This is a genomic window from Streptomyces sp. NPDC016469, from assembly GCF_040632905.1.
In the GTDB taxonomy this organism is placed as follows: domain Bacteria; phylum Actinomycetota; class Actinomycetes; order Streptomycetales; family Streptomycetaceae; genus Streptomyces.
On sequence record NZ_JBEYCQ010000017.1, the window covers coordinates 97,473 to 117,335 of the forward strand.

Genomic DNA, 19,863 nt, shown 5'->3' on the forward strand with positions numbered 1-19,863 from the left:
AGCCCGAGCCGCAGGTCGCACCGGACGCGGTGCGACGTATCAGGGAGGCACCATGCGCTTGAGAGTGGAGTTCACCACCGAGCCCTTCGATCTGGACGAGGCACCCGCGCACGCGGTCGTGGCGCGCGAGGTCATCCAGGGGGCCGAGCTGGACGCCGTCGATGTCGGCCCGTTCGGCAACACGGCGGAGGGCGGTGCCGACCAGGTGCTCACCGCCGTCGACAGCCTGCTGCGGCAAGCGCTGGCATCGGGTGCCACCCGGGTATCGCTCCAGGTCAACGTCATCGGAGAGGACCCGAAGTGACCGGACCGGTGGACCACCCCCTCGTCACCGCCGTGAAGCCGCTCGTGGACGCCATGGGGGCCGAGCTCGTCGGCCCCGGTGAGGCGCACCCCGACGACGTGGTGCTGGCCTGGGAGGGCGAGGACGTCGTGGCGGTCCGGCTGCCCCAGCTCTCGGAGTCGCTGGACCACATCCTGGCCGCGATGGAGCGCCGGCACGGCATGCCGCTGGCCGAGCTGGACCGTAAGGCCAAGCAGGAGGCCGTCCGGCTCCTGGAGGCACGCGGTGCCTTCTCCGTACGCCATGGGGTCGAGACCGTGGCGGGGGCGCTGGGCGTCTCCAGGTTCACCGTGTACAACTACCTGAACCGCGAGAACGGCGCCAAGAGCGGGTAGTTGGGCGCGTCGGCGGAGGCAGCCGACACATGATCGATCAGGCCACTGCCCGGACCGTCGGGCGGTGGCCTTTTCCGTGAACGGAATTTCAACAAACTGTTGACGTCGTGTTGCGGAGGGCGTTAGCTATCCGCAGCCCGACCAACGCACAGCGAAGAACAGCCACGGAGGCTCCCGTGACTTCGAGCTCCACGCCGGGCCTCGCCCGGTTCAACACCCAGGCGGACGCCGAGGCGGCCGCCGCACTGCACGAGGTGTGTGCCAGTGCGGCATGGGGACGAGCGATCCTCGCCCACCGCCCGTACGCCACCACCGAAGCCCTGCTCTCCGCGAGCGACACCGCCACGGCGGCACTCGGCGCGGAGGACCTGGCCGAGGCCATGGCCGGTCACCCGCCGATCGGCCGCCCGAAGCCCGGGGACCCGACCTCCTCCCGCGAACAGCGGGGGATGGCCGGAGCATCCGAGGAGCTCAAGGCCGAGATGCTCGAACTCAACCTGGCCTACCAGGAGCGGTTCGGACATGTCTTCCTGATCTGCGCCACCGGCGCCACCGGTGAGCAGATGCGCGACGCGGTGAAGTCCCGCATCGGGAACTCGCCCGAGCAGGAGCGGGGGATCGTGCGCACCGAACTGGGCAAGATCAACCGCATCCGCCTCACCCGCCTCGTCACGGAAGACGCGTAACAGAAGGAGAGTGAAGGTCTTGAGCACCTTCGCCACCGCATCGGTGTCCACCCACATCCTGGACACCAGCATCGGCCGCCCCGCCGCGGACGTCGCCGTCTCGCTCGCCGCCCGCTCGGGCGCCGACGCCGAGTGGGTGACGCTCGGGGGCTCCGCGACCGATGCGGACGGGCGCTGCAAGGACCTGCCGGCCCTGCCGGAAGACACCACCCACGTACGGCTCGACTTCGAGACCGAGCCGTACTTCACCGCCAAGAAGCAAGCCGAGGCGCAGCAGGACGCCCCCCGCGTAAGGGACAGCGGCGCGTTCTTCCCCGAGGTGGCGATCACTTTCGCCGTCACCCCGGGCGAGCACTACCACGTACCGCTGCTGCTCAACCCGTTCGGCTACTCCGTATACCGAGGGAGCTAGCAGACACATGCCCACGATTCTCGGCCAGAACCAGTACGGCAAAGCAGAGAACCGCGTCGTCAAGATCACGCGGGACGGCGACACCCACCACATCAAGGACCTGAACGTCTCGGTCGCGCTCTCCGGCGAGATGGACGACGTCCACTACTCCGGCTCCAACGCGCACGTCCTGCCCACGGACACCACCAAGAACACGGTGTTCGCGTTCGCCAAGGAGCACGGGATCGAGTCCGCCGAGCAGTTCGGCATCCACCTCGCCCGTCACTTCGTGACCTCGCAGGAGCCGATCAAGACCGCGCGCATCCGCATCGAGGAGTACGCCTGGGAGCGCATCGCCACCTCCGACGCGAACTCCCGCTTCATCGGATCCGACGAGGTCAAGCACTCCTTCGTCCGGAAGAACCAGGAGATCCGCACCGCCCAGATCACCTTCGACGGTGAGAAGTGGCAGGTCATCTCCGGGCTGAAGGACCTGACCGTGATGAACTCGACCAACTCCGAGTTCTGGGGCTACGTCAAGGACAAGTACACGACGCTCAAGGAGGCGTACGACCGCATCCTCGCGACCGACGTCTCCGCCCGCTGGCGCTACAACTGGACCAGCGACGAGCAGCGCATGCCGAACTGGGAGAAGTCCTACGAGCAGGCGCGCAAGCACATGCTGCACGCCTTCGCCGAGACGTACTCGCTCTCGCTCCAGCAGACCCTGTACCAGATGGGTTCGCGCATCATCAACAACCGCAGCGAGATCGACGAGATCCGCTTCTCGCTGCCGAACAACCACCACTTCCTCGTCGACCTGGAGCCGTTCGGGCTCAAGAACGACAACGAGGTGTACTTCGCGGCCGACCGTCCGTACGGGCTCATCGAGGGCACCGTGCTCCGGGACGGTGTCGAGCCGCAGATCCCGGTCGACATGACCAACCTCTGACGCGGCGCCGCGCCGGTGCCCGCCCGCCGATCACGGCGGCCGGGCACCGGCCGGGCCGGAGGGAACCCTCATGGCACAGCCAGCATCCGGGCCCGCGGAAGCAGAAGGCCCCTGTTCCACCCCGCCGGAGCGTGCGGTGCACCCGGTGGACGAGAAGCTCACCCCCTCGCGGCTCCTGCCGGCGGCGCTCCAGCACATCGCCGCCATGTACGCGGGTGTCGTCACCCCTCCGCTGATCATCGGACAGGCCGTCGGCCTCGACGCGGCGGGCATGACCCGGCTCATCGCGGCGAGCCTGCTCATCGCCGGCTGCGCCACCCTGCTCCAGACCCTCGGCGTCGGCGGCCTCGCCGGCAACCGGCTGCCGTTCGTCAACGCCGCGTCCTCCGCCGGCATCGCCCCGATGCTCGCCATCGCCGAGACCAACGCACCCGGGCACCAACTTCCCGCGATCTACGGCGCGGTGCTCGTGGCCGGGGTGTTCTGCCTGGCCGTCGGACCGTTCTTCGGCAGACTCCTGCGCTTCTTCCCGCCCCTGGTCACCGGCGTCGTCATCACCCTCATCGGGGTCACGCTGATGCCCGTCCCGGTCTCCTGGGCCCAGGGCGGCGACAAGAACGCGACCGACTTCGGCGACATGAAGTACCTCGCGCTCGCCGCGTTCACCCTTGTCGTCATCCTGCTGATCCAGCGCTTCGGCCGGGGCTTCCTGCGCCAAGTCGCCCTGCTCATGGGCCTGCTGGTCGGCACGCTGGCCGCCGTACCTTTCGGCCTCGCCGACTTTTCCGCCCTGCGCGACGCGCCGCTGGCTGCCGTGCCGACGCCGTTCGCCTTCGGTGCGCCCGAGTTCCAGCCGGCCGCGATCCTCTCGCTGTGCATCGTGATGCTCGTCCTGATGACCGAGTCGTCCGCCGGGATGCTGGCCGTCGGTGAGATCTGCGACCGCCGCACCGACGGACGCACCCTCACCCGGGGCCTGCGCACCGACGGCATCGCCACCCTCGTCGGCCCCGTCTTCGGCGGCTTCCCCACGAGCGCCTTCGCGCAGAACGTGGGCGTCGTCTCGCTCACCAAGGTCCGCAGCCGGTACGTGGTCGCAGCGGCCGGGGCCGCCCTGCTCGTCCTGGGCCTCTTCCCGGTGCTCGGCGCGGTCGTCTCGCTCGTCCCGATGCCCGTGCTCGGCGGCGCCGGCATCGTCCTCTTCGGCTCGATCGCCGTCAGCGGCATCCGTACGCTCTCCGAAGCCGGGCTCGACGACAGCTCCAACATCATCCTGGTCGCCGTCGCCCTCGGCGCGGGCATCGTGCCGCTCGCCGCGCCCGGGTTCTACGCCGACTTCCCCTCCTGGGCCCAGACCGTCCTGGGCTCCGGGATCAGTGCGGGAGCGCTCGTCGCGGTCCTGCTCAACCTGTTCTTCCACCATCTCGGCACCCACGGCCGCACCGCCGTGGCACTCAAATCCTCCTAGGGTCCTGCCGTGCCCACATCCCAGATGAGAGAAGGAAGCACCATGGCAGCACCGGCAGCCCCCGACCGGGTGGAGCGCATCGTCATCGAGAACTGCTCGATCGCGACCGTCGACGCCGCCGACACCGAGTACGCCTCGGGCCATGTCGTCGTCGCCGGCAACCGCATCGAGTCCGTCGGCGCCGGCCGGGCACCCGAGGGCCTGGAGAACGTCGTACGCCGGATCGACGGAACCGGCCACCTGGCCACCCCCGGCCTGATCAACACGCACCACCACTTCTACCAGTGGATCACCCGGGGCCTGGCCACGGACCACAACCTCTTCAACTGGCTGGTGGCGCTGTACCCGACGTGGGCGCGCATCGACGAGCCGATGGCCCGCGCCGCCGCGCAGGGCTCGCTCGCCATGATGGCGCTCGGCGGCGTCACCACCGCCATGGACCACCACTACGTCTACCCGAAGGGCTCCGGCGGCCTGTCCGGCGCCATCATCGGGGCCGCCCGCGACATGGGCGTACGCTTCACCCTCGCCCGGGGCTCCATGGACCGCAGCGAGAAGGACGGCGGGCTGCCCCCGGACTTCGCCGTGGAGACCCTGGAGGGCGCGCTCGCCGCCACCGAGGCGACCGTCGACGCCCACCACGACGCCTCCTTCGACGCGATGACCCAGGTCGCCGTCGCGCCCTGCTCGCCGTTCTCCGTATCCACCGAACTGATGCGCCAGGGCGCCGAACTGGCCCGGCGCAAGGGTGTGCGGCTGCACACGCACGGCTCGGAGACCGTGGAGGAGGAGAAGTTCTGCCACGAACTGTTCGGCATGGGCCCCACGGACTACTTCGAGTCGACGGGCTGGCTCGGTGACGACGTGTGGATGGCGCACTGCGTCCACATGAACGACTCCGACATCGCCGCCTTCGCCCGCACCGGCACCGGCGTCGCCCACTGCCCGTCCTCCAACGCCCGCCTCGCCGCAGGCATCGCGCGCGTCCCGGACATGCTCACCGCAGGCGTCCCGGTCGGCCTCGGCGTCGACGGCACCGCGTCCAACGAGTCCGGCGAGCTCCACACCGAACTGCGCAACGCCCTCCTCATCAACCGCCTCGGCCCGCACCGCGAACGCGCCCTGAATGCCCGTCAGGCGCTGCGCCTCGGCACCTACGGCGGCGCCCGGGTCCTGGGCCGCGCCGCGCAGACCGGCTCGCTGGAAGCCGGCAAGCTGGCCGACCTGGTCCTCTGGAAGCTGGACACCCTCGCCCACGCCTCCATCGCCGACCCGGTCACCGCGCTCGTCTTCGGCGCCGCCGCCCCTGTCACCCTGTCGCTGGTCGACGGCAAGCCGGTCGTCGAGTCCGGCCGCCTGGTCACCGCGGACGAGGAGGCCATCGCCCGCGCCACCCGCGACGAGGCCCGCCGCCTCGCCCAGATCGCCGCCGGGGCCTGACGGCCCGGCGGCCCGAAAGCGGCCGGCCGAGGGGGACGGCCCTCGGCCCGGCCGCCGCGGACCCGAGCGGGGTCTGCGGCAACCGGTGCGGGAGGCGCGCCGCCCACGCGCACGCGCCACCCGCACCGGCGATCCCGGCTGCCCGCACCAGCCGTTCGACCTGCCTCACCGCACCACCGCAGCACACGGGGCCCGGTCCGGCGGACCGGGCCCCGGCACCACCTCCCTGAACCCCACGTCACCGCCGACGTGTAACCGACCGGAGGAACCGCCGTGGCAGCTACGCCCAGGTTTCGCGACGACGCAAGTGCGACCCCCCACCCCGACGGCAAGCCGGTGACGGCCCCGTCCGACCGGAGGCATCCGGTCGATGAGACCCTCCCCCCGCTGAAGATGTTCACCAGCGGCCTCCAGCACGTGGCCGCGATGTACGCGGGCGTGGTGGCGCCGCCCATGATCGTGGGGCCCGCCGTGGGCCTCAGCCCCAAGGAAACCGCCTTCCTGATGGGGGCGAGCCTGTTCACCGCGGGCATAGCCACCCTGCTCCAGACGCTCGGCTTCTGGCGGATAGGCGCCCGGCTGCCGTTCGTCAACGGCGTCTCGTTCGCCGGTGTGACCCCGATGGTGGCGATCGGCAAGGACCGGGGACACGACGGGATCGCCGTCATCTTCGGCGCGATCATCGTCGCGAGCCTCCTCGGCTTCGTCCTCGCGCCGTACTTCTGCAAACTGGTCCGCTTCTTCCCGCCCGTGGTCACCGGCACGGTCATCACCCTGATCGGTGTCTCCCTGCTGCCGGTCGCCTTCAACTGGTCCCAGGGCGGCAACGCCACCGCCCACGACTACGGCTCCACCACCAACATCACCATGGCGGCGGTCACCCTCGTCATCGTGCTGGCCCTGCGCAAACTGCTGCGCGGCTTCCTCCAGCAGATCGCCATCCTGCTCGGCCTGATCATCGGCACGCTCATCGCGATCCCCGTCGGCATCACCGACTTCGGCGCCATCAAGGACGCCGACGCGATCGGCTTCCCCACCCCGTTCCACTTCGGCGCCCCGCAGTTCGAGATCGCCGCGATCGTCTCCATGAGCATCGTGATGCTGGTCTGCATGACCGAGTCCACGGCGGACATGCTGGCCCTCGGCAAGATCGTGGACCGCCCCGCCGACGAACGGACCATCGAGGGCGGGCTGCGCGCCGACACCCTGGGCAGCGCCATCAGCCCGCTGTTCAACGGCTTCATGTGCAGCGCGTTCGCCCAGAACATCGGCCTGGTCGCGATGACCAAGGTGCGCAGCCGCTTCGTGGTCGCGGCCGGCGGCGGCATCCTGATCCTGCTCGGCCTGGTCCCGGTGGCCGCGTCCGTCATCGCGCTGGTGCCGCTGCCGGTCCTCGGCGGCGCGGGGATCGTCCTGTTCGGCTCGGTGGCCGCCAGCGGCATCCAGACCCTGGCCGGGGCCGCCCTGGAGAAGGGCGAGAACGCGCTGATCGTCGCCGCCGCCGTCGGGGTGGGGCTGATACCGATCGCGGCACCGGACTTCTACCACGCCTTCCCGAAGGACCTGCTCGTCGTCCTGGACTCGGGCATCTCCACCGGCTGCGTGGTCGCCATCGTCCTCAACCTGGCCTTCAACCACCTCGGCCGGAAGCCCGACCCGGAGGCGGGGACCGCCCCCGGCGGCCACGACCCGGCGAAGGCGATGGAGGTGGCCGCTCATTGACGTACAGTCAGTAAGCCGTGGCGCGTACGGGGTTGGCCGTACGCGCCACGCGGCGTTCCGGCCCGGTGCGGTCAGCCGATGTGGTAGCTGTCGCCGTAGACCTTCCAGTCGAGCGGCGGGTCGAGGTCCAGGTTGCCCTTCTCCAGGAACACGCGTTGCGCGGTCTCGACCCGGCTGGTGTCGCCGTGCGAGGGCTCCTCGCGGATCGCGGCGACGCGGGCGTCGAGGAAGGCGTCGAGATACGCGGTCTCGTCGCCCCCGTCCGCGGGGGTCCTGGCCGCGTCGAGCGCCCGGCCCCGGATCGTACGGAAACCGGTGGTGCCGTCCGCGTCGGCCTCCCCGTGCATCACGTACGCGTCGTAGTAGGCGAACTGGCCCAGCGTGCCCAGCCCGTCCTCCTTCGCCCGGCGCACCGCCGGGTCGAAGTACGACGCGTCCCGCTCGGCGTCCTGCGCCTCCCGGAACCTCGCGTCGCCGGCCGCCTCGGCCCAGGCCCGGGTGAACGGGCCGCCCAGTCCTGTGTGCGCGTCGCTGCCCTTCACCTTCCGCAGCGCGGGCAGGAACCGTTCCAGCGCGTTGCCCGGCCGGGACTCCGCGTACCGCTCCACGACCCGGAGCATGTCGCCCGTGCCGGAGCAGAAGCCGATGATGCCGCCCGTGTAACCGCGCCCGTCCCCGATGTCCTCGATGTACTTGTACTGCGCCTTCCACTCCAGCGTGGAGTTCTCCGCGCTGGAGACGAGCCGCATGGCGATGTCCTTCTTCGCCGGAGCGGCGAGCCCGCCCCCCGACCCCTTGCCGGAGGAGCCGCCGGCCTGGGCGCAGCCGGTGAGCGTGGTGACGGACATCAGGAGGGCGGCGAACGGGGTGACCAGGGCGCGCGGGGTGAGCTTCACCGTTCCAGCCTGCCAGGCCGGAGGCGTGATCCCGGCGCATTCGGCGGTAGCGTCGGGGGCATGGATGATCAGTCTGTGGTGGATGTCGGCGACGTGCGGCTGGCGTACCGGAGCTGGGGTGACCCGTTCGGGTCGCCCGTCGTACTGCTGCACGACCTCGGCGCGAGCGCGGCGAGCTGGGAAGCGGCCGGGAGCCTGCTGGGACGGGAGTGGCGGGTGTACGGAATCGACCTGCGCGGCCACGGCGAGAGCGACTGGCCCGACGAGTACGACCTGGAGCTGATGCGCGACGACGTGCTCGGATTCCTGGACGCGTGCGAAGTGGACCGGGCGGGCGTGGTCGGCCACGGCATGGGCGGGGTCGTCGCGCACCTCCTCGCGCAGGAGCACCCGGACCGGGTGGAGCGGCTGGTGCTGGTGGAGACCCCGCCGCCGTTCCCCGGAGCGGCGGGCCCTGCCGTCGAGCCGGACGGGCCCGCCGACTACGACGAGGCGGTGCTCGCGTCGGTGAACGGCGAGCTGGCCGACCCCGATCCGGCGTGGGCGCGGGGCCTCGGGGAGATCGTGGCGCCGACGCTGATGCTCACCGGGGGGCCGGGCAGCACGATGCCGCAGGAGCGGCTCCAGGACATGGCGTCGATGATCCCGGACTGCCACCTGGTCACGTTGGGCGGCGGCCACCGTCCGCACGAGGCCGATCCGGAGCAGACGGCTCAGCGGATCACGGAGTTCTTCACGAGCTGAGGGGCCGGGCGGTTCGGGGCGCCTCGGGGCGTGCGCTCCGGCGCGTACGCCATGGGCTTGCCGTTGCGCCCTTCGGCCCGGCGCACACGCCCCGTCCCCGCACCTCTTCAGCTCTCGGGCCGCCAGTCCGGCCGCCGTCCGCCCCTGGCCACCGCCCGGTCCAGCAGCGGCGCGTCATCGGCGACCGGCACCGGCGGCCCGAACGGGGACGGGTCGTCGCCCTGGTCCGCCAGCAGCGCGAGCGTGTTGCGCAGGTGGGCCTCCTCGGCGTCGAAGGGCCGCCCGGTCGCCTTCGCCAGGTCCCAGCCGTGCAGCACCAGCTCGTTGAGCGCGACCATCCCCGCCACCTGACCGGGCAGGTCGACGCCCCCCGCCCTGGTCATGCCCTCCCAGGCGTCGGGGGCGCGCCAGGCGGCCACCATCCCGTCGAGCGCGGCGGGGAGCGTGGTGCGCCAGCCGGATTCGAGGACGCCGGACTCCACGGACGGCGCCGAGTCGGTGGCCGGTCCGAGCTCCTTGCGGGCGGCGTCGCGGAAGGCGACGGCCAGGCCCTCGATATGGGCGAGCAGGGCGCCCAGGGTCACGCCGGGGCACGGGGTCGCGGCCCCCAGCGCACCGTCGTCCACGGCGTCGAGCTGCGCGGTGATCCGGCGCGCGGCCGGTTCCAGGTCGAGCGGTTGTGTGTCCATACCGGTGCAGACTGCCGGACCGCCGCCACCTCATCGGTCAGCGCACCACGTGTCCCCGCAGAATGATCCGGCGGGGGTGGTCCAGCGCCGCCGGATCGGCGGTCGGGTCGGTGTCGTACGCGACGAGGTCGGCCGGCGCCCCGTCCACCAGACCCGGCAGGCCGAGCCACGACCGCGCCGTCCAGGACGCCGCGCCGAGCGCCGCATCGGCCGGCAGCCCGGCCCCGAGCAGCCAGGACGCCTCGCTCGCGACGGTCCCGCAGGGGAACGAGTCGGTGCCGGCCAGCACCGTGACGCCCGCCTCGTGGGCGGCCCGGACAGTGCCGGACATGGTCTCCCAGCCGGCCAGCCACAGATCGCGGCGCGCACTCGGCTCCCGCGCCCGCATCGCGTCCACGCCCTTGCCGAACGCCGCCAGCGTCGGCACGAACGCGGTGCCCTGCGCGGCCATCCGGTCCAGCAGCCCAGGGTCCAGATGCATGCCGTGCTCCAGGCTGTCCGCCCCCGCCAGGACCGCGTTGCGGGTGCCCTCGGCGGTCTGGCAGTGCACCGCCACCTTGCCGCCCGCCGCGTGGACGGCGGCCACCACCTCGGTGAGCAGCGCGAGCGGCACCGGGGGCTCGTCCAGCCGCCAGTCCCCGACGACCTTGCACCAGCCGGATGAGGCCGCCGACTCCTCCACGGCGGCCCGGACGAGCTCCGCCTCGCTCACGTCCCGGCCGAACCCGGGGAAGAACCTCCCGGGGGTGGCCAGCCACCGGCCCGCCGATGTGACCCGGGGCAGCTCCCGGTCCTCGTCCACCCAGGCGGGCATCCGCGCGGCCGTGCCCGGGGTGCGGACGGCGAGGACGCCGGCGTCCCGGTGCGCGCGCAGCTGTTCGCGCAGCAGCTCCTCGTCGAACGGCTCACTTGTGCCGGTGGCCCCGGGATGGGTGTGTACGTCGACGAGCCCGGGCAGCAGCCAGCCGCCGTCCACCACGGTCTCGGCGTGCCGCCCCGCGAAGCCGCCCGGCGGGTCGCCCTCGCGCAGCACCTCGCCCTCGATCCAGAAGGCCCGCTCCTCGCGCTCCGGCAGCACCACACCTCGTATGCACAGCATCCGCAGACGGTACGTCAGGTTCCGTGCGTGCCAAGGGGCGGGGGCACACCGGCACATTGCGGAAGGTTCCGCTCCGGGCTCTTGTCGGCGGGGCCCGGCGCATGCGATACAGGTCTGGACCATTGCTTCCGGACGGAAGGCAACACCGTGCGATCCCCTCACCCGCGTCGCGCGCCGGCCTGCGCCGCCGCCCTGCTCCTCGCCGCACTCGCCACCGCCTGCGGCTCCGGTTCCGGCTCCGAGGACCACGGGGACACCACCAGACCCACCGCACCGCGCGGGGTCACCGTGCAGGCGAGCAGCGCCACCTCCGCGCACGTGATGTGGAAGGCCGCCACCGACGACACGGCCGTCACCGGCTACGAGGTCTACCGGGAGGGCAAGAAGGTCAAGGCCGTCCCCGCGTCCAAGGTGATGATCGACGTGGAGGGGCTCACCGCGTCGACCGCCTACACCTTCACCGTCCGCGCCCGCGACGCCGCCGGCAACCTCTCCGCGGCCGGCGCGGCCGTCCGCGTCACCACCCCGGCCCCCACGCCCGCCGACCACGGCCCCCCCACCCGGCCGGTGAAACTGCGCGGCAAGGCCGACGGCAGCCGGGCCGCCACCCTCTCCTGGGGCGGCTCCACGGACGACATCGGCGTCACCGCGTACGACATCTATCAGGAGGGCACCCGCATCCACACCGTGCCGGGCACGGAGACCACGGCCCGGCTGACCGGGCTGCGCCCCGGCACGGCCTACGCCTTCACCGTGCGGGCGCGCGACGCCGCGGACACCTCCTCGCCCGACAGCAACGCCTTCCGCCTCACCACCGCTTCGGCCCCCGGTGCCCCGGCGAGCACCGCCCCCACCGGCCTGCGGGCCAGGAACAGGGTCCAGGGCAAGGAGTACGCCGTCGACCTGGAGTGGGCACCGCCCGAGGCGGACGGCGAGATCCGCACCTACCAGCTGTACCTGGACGGCAAGATGACCACCACCATCGCCTGGGGTGACGAACCGCCCACCGAACGGGCGACCTACCAGTACACCACCGCCGAACCGCGCGGCACCAGCCACGCGATCACGCTGCGCGCCCAGCTGCCCGACGGCAAGTGGGGCGACTTCTCGGAGCCGCTCACGGTGGTCCTCGGGCGGTGACTCCGGGTCAGAGGGGGACCCGCACCGTCTCGATCCAGCTGGGCGGCTGCGGGGCGTCCGCCCCGATGAGCGCGGCGACGAGCCGGCACGAGGGCGACTCGTCGGGCCAGGGCGTGCAGCCGTCGGTGAGGACGACCACGATGCCGGGCCGCTCCGGAGCCGCCAGAGCCCTCGCGATGCCCACCCGCATGTCGGTGCCGCCGCCCCCGCCCAGCGCGACCTGGTCGGCGGAGGTCACCCGCGAGACGGCGTGCACATCGGAGTCGCAGGCCAGGACGGAGACCCGGTTGCCCCGGATGCCCACCTCCCGCAGCACCCCGGTGACCTCGCCCAGCGCGGCCGCCAGCTCGTCGTCGCCCATCGAGCCCGAGGTGTCGACCACAACGGCCACCCGGGGCAGCGGGCGGCGCAGCGTCGGCAGGACGACACCGCGCAGGGCCGCACTGCGCCGGGACGGGCGGCGGTAGGTGTAGTCCACCGCCCCGGACGCCCAGGCGGCCGCCTCCCGTACCGCACCGGCCAGCGCCTGCCGCCAGTCCACCGTCGGCTCCAGGACCTCCTCGGCCCAGCGCCGCCAGCCCGCCGGAAGGTCGCCCCGGGTGCGCCGGTGGGCGCGCATCGACTCGGCCGTACGCCGCCGCAGCGCCTCCGCCTCCGTGGCGCCCAGCGGGGACGGCCCCTCCGAACCGGGCAGCTCCCACGGCTCGGGGCGGCCGTGCGCGCCCGAACCGCAGTTGTGCGGCGGCGGGCCCGGTGGCAGCGCGGGCAGGTACGTTTCGAAGAGCTGACCGGCCGGCAGCCCGAAGAGCCCCGGCTCCATCCGCCCCTCCGGCAGCGGCAGCCCGTCGCTGATCAGGTCGTCGTTGATCTCGCAGTCCTGCGCGACGTTGACCCGGAGCGCGTCGCGCTGGTCGGCCGCCGGGAGCCGGGCGGCCCGGCCGTGGTGGTCGCGCAGCAGATGCGCGACCTCGTGCACCCACACCCCGGCCAGCTCGGCGACGGGTGTCCGCTCCACGAAGGCGGGCGACACGTAGCAGCGCCAGTGCCGGTCCACGCCCATCGTCGGGACCCGGTCGCTCGCCACCACCGACAGCGCGTACAGCGCGGTCGCGAGGTACGGCCGGTCGCTCGCCGCCCGGTAGCGCGCGGCGAGCAGCTTGGTGTGGTCCAGCGGGAGCGGTGCCGGTACGGACACGGGCTCAGGCGCTCCCCGGCAGCGCGCCGGAGAGCTGGAGGAGTTCCAGGAAGGCGTCGATGCCCTCCGGGACCGGCCAGTCGGTGTCCCGCATCGCCGCCAGGTCCATCGCCGCCCGCGCCGCCACATCCGGCACCCCCGCCGCGACGGCCTTCGCCAGCACCGCCCAACCCGCCTCCCAGCGAGGACGGGTCGGCTCGGCCTGGACGGCGGCCACCACCGCGATCAGGAACGCCAGCTGCCGGTCGCCGCGCTCGGGCAGGGCGAAGGCGTCCGGATCGGCCAGCACCCGGTCGGGGTCGGGCAGGTCCAGGTTCTCCAGGTACGCCAGGAGCTCGATGCCCGCCCCCTCCCCGACGGCCCCCGTCAGGGCGGCGGCGACGGCCTCCCGGCCGGTGCCGGTCGCGTAGCCGGTGGCGAGCAGCCGCAGCGCCATGTCCCAGGTCCGGGGCGACGGCCAGGCCCTTCCCCGGCCCTCCGCGTCGGCCGGGAGATGGTGCACCAGCCCCGGGCGCGCGGTGAGGAATCCGGAGACCGCGCCCCGGGCCCGGGCCACCGCACCGGCGGTCCGGGCGGGATCGACCACCGGGACGGGCGCCTCGGGCCAGGTGCCGGCCATACCGCGTGCCACGGTGCGCGGGTCGTGCGTCCAGTGCAGGTGCACGAAGCGATTGGCGAGCGGGGGGCTCAGGTGCCAGCCGTCCGCCGCGCTCGACGGCGGATTGGCCGCCGCCACGATGCGCACGGCGTCGGGGAGCTTCAGGCTGCCCACCCGGCGCTCCAGGACGACCCGCAGCAGGGCGGCCTGCACGGCCGGGGGAGCGGAGGACAACTCGTCGAAGAACAGCAGCCCCTGCCCCTTCCGGGCGAGCCGGACCGCCCAGTCCGGCGGCGCCATCGGGACGCCGGTCGTGGCCGGGTCGTCACCGACGACGGGCAGGCCCGCGAAGTCGGACGGCTCGTGCACGCTGGCGATGACGGTCTCCAGACCGAGGCCGAGGCCCGCCGCGAGCTGTTCGAGCCCCGCCGACTTCCCGATGCCCGGCTCGCCCCAGAGCAGCACCGGCTGATTGGCGGTCACCGCCAGGGCCAGCGCCTCCAGCTGCGGGTTGGCGACGGTCTCGGTCCGGGTGGCGCGCAGCCGCCGGTCGAGCGCGTCGGCGGCGTCCAGGGGGTGCGGCGCCTGTGCGCGGGCGCCGGGGGCCACGGTGCTCACGCGTCGTCACCTTCCTCGTCGTCGTAGTCCTCGTTCCACTCGTCCCACCACTCCGCCCCGGCGTCCGGATGCTCCTTCAGCACCCGTTCGGCGAGGAACCTCAGATCGGTCCGCCGGTACTTGCGGATCATCTGTTCCAGCGAGAGTTCCGTCTGGTCGCTCACGTCGATCCGGGCACCGGCGTCGAGCAGGTCCCGGACGAGCCCGGCCGACCCGCCCCCCGAGACGGCGACGCTCAGCGGGGTGCGCTCGCGGTGGTCCCTGGCCTCCAGGTCGAGGCCGGCCGCCAGCAGCCGGGGGAGCAGCACGGTGTGGTCGAGCAGGGGCAGGACGTGGAGCAGCGTGTGCTTGCCGCCGTCCCGGATGCGCGGATCGACGCCCGCGTCCAGCAGGGCCACGACGCCCGCCGTGTCCCCGTGCTGGGCGCGCAGGAAGAGGTCGCGCCGCTGGGCGGCCAGCGCCCTGGGCAGCCGGCCCGTCCCGGTGAGGCAGGTGTGCTCGACGGCGAAGCAGCCGGTGACCGCCCCGCCGAACGCGCGCAGGGCGCTCTCGCGCTGCCGCTCCTGCGCGGTGTGCGGGGAGTCGAGCGTCCCGTTCCGGAAGCGGACCTCGTGCCAGTCGCCCCGGCAGCGCACCCGCACCGGGGCGGGCGGCGTGACTCCGGGCGGCCCGAACGGTCCCGCGTGGTCCGGGAAGAGCGACCGGGCCACCAGCGGATGCAGGTCCGCAGGGGTCAGGACGCCGTCGGCCAGCAGTTCCAGGTCGGGCGTCCTGCGCCAGGCCGTTTCGGGGAGGAGGAACGCGCCCTCTGCCGCCTCGCGGCTGACGACCCTGATCCGCAGCCGGCCGCCGAGCCCGGGGGCGGTGAAGTCGAGCAGGACGCGCACCCGCCAGCCCTGCCCGATCTGGAACCGCTCCGCCCCGTCGAGCTCCGCGTACCGGCGCACCTCCGCGTCGAGCCGGGCCACGTCCAGCGCCAGGCCCGCCATGACGTTCTCCGGGGCGGTCCGGTGGTACGCGTGCACCTCCGGGGGCGTCGGGTCCCACTCGATCCCGGCCGCCGCGAGCGCGTCGGCGATGCGGCCGCCCGCGTACAGCAGGTTCACCCACTCGGCGCGGGCCACCGGGTCGCCGCTGCCGGGGTCCTCCTGCGGCAGCCGGTCCGCCGGGAGCGGAGTGCCGTCGGCCGCGAGGAACGGCAGCCGGTCCGCGCCGCCCGCCCGTGCGCGCAGGTCACCGGCCCGGCCGGCGCGCCACAGGTGCCCGAGCGGCTGCCAGTTCTCGACGGTGGCGTACGCGGTCCGGCGCCGGGGCGGACCGAACCGGAGCGGGAGGTGCTGGGGGCCGTCGGCCATGGCCGTGGTGGACAGCTGGAGGTACGCGCCGGGCGCGGAGCCGTAGCCCGCGAGGAGGACGGTCCGGTCGGTCGCCAGGGTCGAGCGGCCCGCGAGGATCCGGGGCAGGTGCCAGCGCAGCAGGTCCGGTGCCAGGTCCCGGAGGTCGGCGAGGAGGGCTTCGGCGACCCCGGCGCCGTACCGGGCGGCGACCTGGTCCGGGTCGATGCGCACCTGGAAACCGGCCGCCGCGCAGGCCCCCCGCCAGTCGCCGGCCTCCCGCAGCGCGGCCGACTCCTCGATCATCGAGCGCGGCACGGCGTAGCGGCGGACCTCGCGCCGGCTCGCCGCCTCCTGCGGGGACAGGAACCGGACGGCGTCGCGCGGGCTCATCGGTACAGGCTCCTGACCGCGCGCAGATCGGCGTGGGCCCCGCCGTCCGGACGCAGCAGCGCCGCGAAGGAGCGCTTCACCCGGCGCGGCAGCCCGGGGCCCAGGCCCACGTACTCGAGCCGGGACCCGGGCGCGACGGCGGCGAGCAAAGTCTTCGCACCACGTCCGGTCAGCCCGGTGTGGCTGAGTTCGAGGCGGCGCAGCGGACTGCCCGGCAGCGCCTCGGCCAGCGCGTGCGCCCCGAGGTCGCCGGTGACGTTGGGCGGGGCGCCCAGGCTGCGTTCCGAGGGCGGCCGGCCCAGGTCGAGCGCCTCGATCCCGTCGAGCGCCCCGGCCAGGGCGCGGGCTCCCTCGGGTCCGATGCCGTTGCCGCCCAGGCCGAGCCGGATCGGGCGGGCCGGGTCGACGGCGCCCGCGAGGACGGCGGCGCCCTCGTCGCCGAGGTGGTTGGACGGGAGGTAGAGCTCCCGCACCCCCGCGTCCAGGATCAGCCGGGCCAGCAGCGGCGCGGCGTCGGCGCCCAGCCCGTTGCCGCCGAGGAAGAGCCGCTCGACGGGGCGCGGACGGGTGCTCAGGACGTCCAGCAGGGCGGCGAGTCCGTCGGCCGTGACCCCGGTGTTGACCAGGTCGAGGGTGCGCAGCACGGTGTTGCGGCGCAGCATCGGGAGCAGGGCGCGGACGCCCGCGTCGCCGAGGGGGTTGCGCTTGAGCCAGAGGGCCCGGACGGTGGCGTCGTCGGCCAGGGCGGAGGCGAGGGCGGCGGCCCCTGCGGCGCCGATGCGGTTGCAGCCGAGGTAGAGGGTGTGCAGCCCGTGGCCGGTCCCGGCCGTCGCCGCGGCCACGGCCGCAGCGCCCTCGTCGCCGAGGGAGTTGGTCCCGAGCAGTACGTGGGTGGCGTGCGGCGAACGGGCGGCGGCGGGCATGACCCGGGCGGCGCCGGCCGCGCCGAGCCCCTGCTTGCAGAGGTCGACGCGCCCGTCGGCGCGCAGCGCGCCCAGCGGGAACGTCTCGTCGGCCGCGACGGGCTCCTCCGCCGCCAGCCGGTCGAGCAGCGGCCCGAGCAGCGCCGGGTCGGCGAGGGGCAGGTCCGGATGGTCAATGGCCGGACAACGCACCGGCAACGGCTGCGACATCTCTTACCCCCGTCTACGAAAAGGTGGCAAGACCGGTCGGATTCGAACCGACGTCCTCCAGCCTGCTGCTAGGGCGCGACGACCTCTGCGCTACAGCCTTGCCGTCGGTGATCCTAACCGTGACGGCGATCAATTCGCACACCTGCACCCATGGTTGGGCGGGCGTTGGCGTCCGAGCGGTGCTCGAACTTCAAGTGGTCTGTACCTCTTGACGACTTGGTCCAGACCAATTAGCTTCCCGGGTGCTCCATGGCACGACATCCGCACCTCCCCGAGGACCGCCTCACCGGTCCCTGCCGTAAGGGAGAAACCATGTTCGAGCACATGCCACTCAGACGGAGAACGGCGACCGCGCTGCTCGCCGTCCTCGGCCTCCTCCTCACGCTCCTGTCCCTGCAGGCCGTCCCCGCGCACGCGGCGGGCAAGCTCACGGCCACCTTCGCCTCCGCCGACAACGGCCCCTGGTGGAAGGGCACCTACGTCCTGCGCAACGACACCGACACCGCCGTCACCGGCTGGAGCCTGGAGTTCGACCTGCCCGCCGGGGTCGCCATCCAGTCCTCGTACAACGGGACCACCACCACCCGGGGCAGCCACATCACCGCCGTCAACGCGCACTACAACGGCACGGTCGCCGCGCACAGCAGCACCGAGCCGTACAGCTTCTGGTTCGTCGCCACCGGCCCGATCACCGCTCCGACCGGGTGCCGGATCAACGGCGACAAGTGCGACGGCTCCGCCGACGTGCCCCCGGGCGCGCCCGGCGGGCTGAAGCAGACCGACGTCACCGCCCGTACCGCGTCGCTGTCCTGGACGGCCGCCACCGCGGGCGACTTCCCCGTGGCCTCGTACGACATCCTGGCCGGCGGCAAGGTCGTCGGCTCCGCCACCGCGGCCACCTCCGCCACGGTCACCGGCCTGACCCCGGCCACCGCCTACGCCTTCACCGTCCGGGCCAAGGACATCCGGGGCAACGTCTCCGCCGAGAGCGCCCCGCTCACCGTGAAGACCGTCGACCCGGCCACCGACACCTCGGCCCCGACGGCCCCCGGCGCCCTGCGCGCCACCGCCACCGACTCCTCGTCCGTGACGCTCGCCTGGACCGCCGCGACGGACAACCAGCGCGTCGCCGCGTACGACGTCTACCGCGGCTCCGCCCTCGCCACCACGGTCTCCGGCACCACGACCACCGCGACGGTCGGCGGCCTCTCGCCCTCCACCTCGTACACCTTCACCGTGAAGGCCCGCGACGCCGCCGACAACGCCTCCCCGGCCGGCAACACCCTCACCGTGAAGACCGACGACATCGTCGGCGCCGGCAACTACGCCAAGGTCGGCTACTTCGTCCAGTGGGGCATCTACGGCCGCCAGTACTTCGTCAAGAACCTGGAGACCTCGGGCGCCGCCGGCAAGCTCGACATCGTCAACTACGCCTTCGCCAACATCGACCCCAACAACCTCACCTGCCTCAACGGCGTCACCAAGGGCACGACCGCCGACCCCCAGGACCCCGAGCAGGGCACCGGCGCGGGTGACGCGGACGCCGACTACGCCCGCCCGTTCAGCGCCGCCCAGTCCGTGGACGGTGTCGCGGACGACGGCTGGGGCAAGCTGCGCGGCAACTTCAACCAGCTCAAGAAGCTGAAGAAGCTGCACCCCGATCTGAAGATCGTGGTCTCGCTCGGCGGCTGGACGTACTCCAAGTACTTCTCCGACGTCGCCGCCACCGACGCCGCCCGCAAGAAGTTCGTCTCCTCCTGCATCGACATGTACATCAAGGGCAACCTGCCCGTGTACAACGGCGCGGGCGGCCCGGGCAGCGCGGCCGGCATCTTCGACGGCTTCGACATCGACTGGGAGTGGCCGGGCACCGGCACCGGGCACCCCGGCAACCACTACTCGCCCGACGACAAGGACAATCTCACCCTGCTGCTCGCCGAGTTCCGCAAGCAGCTCGACGCACTGGGCGGCGGCCACCGGCTGCTCACCGCCTTCACCCCCGCCGACCCGCAGAAGATCGACGAGGGCTGGGACCTGTCCAAGGTCTTCGGCTCGCTCGACGTCGCCAACGTCCAGGGCTACGACTTCCACGGCTCCGGCAGCGACAACTCCTGGGAACCCCACCGCACCGGCCACCAGGCCAACCTCTACAACGACGCCCAGGACCCGTACGACTTCCACTTCAGCGCGGACAGCGCCATCAAGGCGTACACCGACGCGGGTGTCGAACCACGCAAGCTGACCCTCGGCATCCCGTTCTACGGCCGGGGCTGGCAGGGCGTCACCGACGGCGGCGTCGCGGGCGAGTGGCAGCCGGCGGGCGGGGCCGCACCCGGCCAGTTCGCCGAGGAGGCCGGCACCCGGGGCTACTCGAACCTCATCGGCGCCTATCCGGCGATGACGGTCCATCACGACGAACAGTCCATCTCCACGTACGGCTACACCGGCAGCCAGTGGTGGTCCTTCGACGACACCTGGTCCATCGGCAGGAAGACGGACTACGTCAAGGACAAGGGGCTGCTCGGCGTCATGGTCTGGGAGATGTCGGGCGACACCACCCAGGGCACGCTGATGGGCGCCCTCGACAACGGGCTGAAATAGCCGTCACCGCTCGATTTCCCTCAAATCGAGACTTACCTCCCATAGCGGTAGGCTGTTCGCGGCGGTGCCCCCGTGGCACCGCCGTG

General features: G+C 72.9%; 18 protein-coding genes and 1 tRNA gene. 11 read left to right on the forward strand and 8 right to left on the reverse strand.

Translation table 11 applies throughout. The features are described from left to right. The first annotated feature begins 52 nt into the window (after positions 1–52). From ABZ565_RS20795 to ABZ565_RS20830, 8 genes are all read left to right on the forward strand, one after another. Positions 53–304: a hypothetical protein gene (locus ABZ565_RS20795; protein WP_143618285.1), complete on the forward strand. Its 252-nt coding sequence runs from the start codon at positions 53–55 to the stop codon at positions 302–304. Then, positions 301–678: a helix-turn-helix domain-containing protein gene (locus ABZ565_RS20800; protein WP_265539551.1), complete on the forward strand. Its 378-nt coding sequence runs from the start codon at positions 301–303 to the stop codon at positions 676–678. Before ABZ565_RS20795 ends, ABZ565_RS20800 begins: the two co-directional genes overlap by 4 nt. Before the next feature lie 176 nt (positions 679–854). Further along, complete coding sequence (gene uraD / locus ABZ565_RS20805; RefSeq protein WP_018100515.1) at positions 855–1,364, forward strand: 2-oxo-4-hydroxy-4-carboxy-5-ureidoimidazoline decarboxylase; 510 nt, start codon at positions 855–857, stop codon at positions 1,362–1,364. Between the two features lie 19 nt (positions 1,365–1,383). Further along, entirely contained in the window at positions 1,384–1,776 is a 393-nt protein-coding gene (uraH, locus tag ABZ565_RS20810; RefSeq protein ID WP_361028708.1) for a hydroxyisourate hydrolase, read from the forward strand. A gap of 7 nt (positions 1,777–1,783) precedes the next feature. Continuing rightward, the gene (pucL, locus tag ABZ565_RS20815) at positions 1,784–2,707 is read left to right on the forward strand and encodes a factor-independent urate hydroxylase (RefSeq protein WP_018100513.1); all 924 of its coding nucleotides are present in this window, start codon (positions 1,784–1,786) and stop codon (positions 2,705–2,707) included. Between the two features lie 70 nt (positions 2,708–2,777). Next, positions 2,778–4,175, forward strand: a complete 1,398-nt coding sequence (locus ABZ565_RS20820; RefSeq protein WP_361028713.1) for a nucleobase:cation symporter-2 family protein — start codon at positions 2,778–2,780, stop codon at positions 4,173–4,175. A 42-nt stretch (positions 4,176–4,217) separates the two neighbouring features. Further along, entirely contained in the window at positions 4,218–5,615 is a 1,398-nt protein-coding gene (locus tag ABZ565_RS20825) for an 8-oxoguanine deaminase (protein WP_361028716.1), read from the forward strand. A gap of 336 nt (positions 5,616–5,951) precedes the next feature. Continuing rightward, positions 5,952–7,337 (forward strand): nucleobase:cation symporter-2 family protein, encoded by a 1,386-nt coding sequence (locus ABZ565_RS20830; RefSeq protein WP_361028940.1) that lies wholly within the window; start codon positions 5,952–5,954, stop codon positions 7,335–7,337. 71 nt (positions 7,338–7,408) lie between these two features. Here ABZ565_RS20830 and ABZ565_RS20835 read toward each other — a convergent pair whose 3' ends face one another. Beyond that, positions 7,409–8,233, reverse strand: a complete 825-nt coding sequence (locus tag ABZ565_RS20835) for a chitosanase (protein ID WP_361028719.1) — start codon at positions 8,231–8,233, stop codon at positions 7,409–7,411. A 60-nt stretch (positions 8,234–8,293) separates the two neighbouring features. On the opposite strand from ABZ565_RS20835, the gene ABZ565_RS20840 reads away from it, so the two are divergent. Further along, complete coding sequence (locus tag ABZ565_RS20840; protein ID WP_361028722.1) at positions 8,294–8,977, forward strand: alpha/beta hydrolase; 684 nt, start codon at positions 8,294–8,296, stop codon at positions 8,975–8,977. A 107-nt stretch (positions 8,978–9,084) separates the two neighbouring features. On the opposite strand, the gene ABZ565_RS20845 is transcribed toward ABZ565_RS20840, so the two are convergent. Then, the gene (locus ABZ565_RS20845; protein WP_361028725.1) at positions 9,085–9,666 is read right to left on the reverse strand and encodes a TIGR03086 family metal-binding protein; all 582 of its coding nucleotides are present in this window, start codon (positions 9,664–9,666) and stop codon (positions 9,085–9,087) included. A 37-nt stretch (positions 9,667–9,703) separates the two neighbouring features. Continuing rightward, positions 9,704–10,765 (reverse strand): amidohydrolase family protein, encoded by a 1,062-nt coding sequence (locus ABZ565_RS20850; protein WP_361028728.1) that lies wholly within the window; start codon positions 10,763–10,765, stop codon positions 9,704–9,706. Positions 10,766–10,912: 147 nt separating this feature from the next. Here ABZ565_RS20850 and ABZ565_RS20855 point away from each other — a divergent pair, with 147 nt between their 5' ends. After that, on the forward strand, positions 10,913–11,905 hold the full coding sequence (locus ABZ565_RS20855) for a fibronectin type III domain-containing protein (RefSeq protein WP_361028732.1): 993 nt from the start codon (positions 10,913–10,915) through the stop codon (positions 11,903–11,905). Positions 11,906–11,912: 7 nt separating this feature from the next. On the opposite strand, the gene ABZ565_RS20860 is transcribed toward ABZ565_RS20855, so the two are convergent. From ABZ565_RS20860 to ABZ565_RS20880, 5 genes are all read right to left on the reverse strand, one after another. Beyond that, positions 11,913–13,100, reverse strand: coding sequence for a VWA-like domain-containing protein (locus ABZ565_RS20860; RefSeq protein WP_361028735.1), 1,188 nt, complete (start codon positions 13,098–13,100; stop codon positions 11,913–11,915). Between the two features lie 4 nt (positions 13,101–13,104). Next, positions 13,105–14,316 (reverse strand): sigma 54-interacting transcriptional regulator, encoded by a 1,212-nt coding sequence (locus ABZ565_RS20865; RefSeq protein ID WP_361028738.1) that lies wholly within the window; start codon positions 14,314–14,316, stop codon positions 13,105–13,107. Further along, positions 14,313–16,043, reverse strand: a complete 1,731-nt coding sequence (locus tag ABZ565_RS20870) for an ankyrin repeat domain-containing protein (RefSeq protein ID WP_361028740.1) — start codon at positions 16,041–16,043, stop codon at positions 14,313–14,315. The genes ABZ565_RS20865 and ABZ565_RS20870 overlap by 4 nt, the downstream gene beginning before the upstream one ends. After that, the gene (locus tag ABZ565_RS20875; RefSeq protein WP_361028743.1) at positions 16,040–17,176 is read right to left on the reverse strand and encodes a gala protein; all 1,137 of its coding nucleotides are present in this window, start codon (positions 17,174–17,176) and stop codon (positions 16,040–16,042) included. The genes ABZ565_RS20870 and ABZ565_RS20875 overlap by 4 nt, the downstream gene beginning before the upstream one ends. A 24-nt stretch (positions 17,177–17,200) precedes the next feature. Further along, positions 17,201–17,276: transfer RNA gene (locus ABZ565_RS20880), tRNA-Cys, on the reverse strand. Positions 17,277–17,488: 212 nt separating this feature from the next. Here ABZ565_RS20880 and ABZ565_RS20885 point away from each other — a divergent pair. Next, positions 17,489–19,777, forward strand: coding sequence for a glycosyl hydrolase family 18 protein (locus ABZ565_RS20885; RefSeq protein WP_361028746.1), 2,289 nt, complete (start codon positions 17,489–17,491; stop codon positions 19,775–19,777). Positions 19,778–19,863: the final 86 nt, after the last annotated feature.

Coding starts and splice junctions, on each gene's coding strand:
- ABZ565_RS20870 (WP_361028740.1), bottom strand. CDS start 16,043: ATGAGCCCGCGCGACGCCGTCCGGTTCCTGTCCCCGCAGGAGGCGGCG.
- ABZ565_RS20850 (WP_361028728.1), bottom strand. CDS start 10,765: ATGCTGTGCATACGAGGTGTGGTGCTGCCGGAGCGCGAGGAGCGGGCC.
- pucL (WP_018100513.1), top strand. CDS start 1,784: ATGCCCACGATTCTCGGCCAGAACCAGTACGGCAAAGCAGAGAACCGC.
- ABZ565_RS20825 (WP_361028716.1), top strand. CDS start 4,218: ATGGCAGCACCGGCAGCCCCCGACCGGGTGGAGCGCATCGTCATCGAG.
- ABZ565_RS20885 (WP_361028746.1), top strand. CDS start 17,489: ATGTTCGAGCACATGCCACTCAGACGGAGAACGGCGACCGCGCTGCTC.
- ABZ565_RS20845 (WP_361028725.1), bottom strand. CDS start 9,666: ATGGACACACAACCGCTCGACCTGGAACCGGCCGCGCGCCGGATCACC.
- ABZ565_RS20795 (WP_143618285.1), top strand. CDS start 53: ATGCGCTTGAGAGTGGAGTTCACCACCGAGCCCTTCGATCTGGACGAG.
- ABZ565_RS20875 (WP_361028743.1), bottom strand. CDS start 17,176: ATGTCGCAGCCGTTGCCGGTGCGTTGTCCGGCCATTGACCATCCGGAC.
- ABZ565_RS20820 (WP_361028713.1), top strand. CDS start 2,778: ATGGCACAGCCAGCATCCGGGCCCGCGGAAGCAGAAGGCCCCTGTTCC.
- ABZ565_RS20840 (WP_361028722.1), top strand. CDS start 8,294: ATGGATGATCAGTCTGTGGTGGATGTCGGCGACGTGCGGCTGGCGTAC.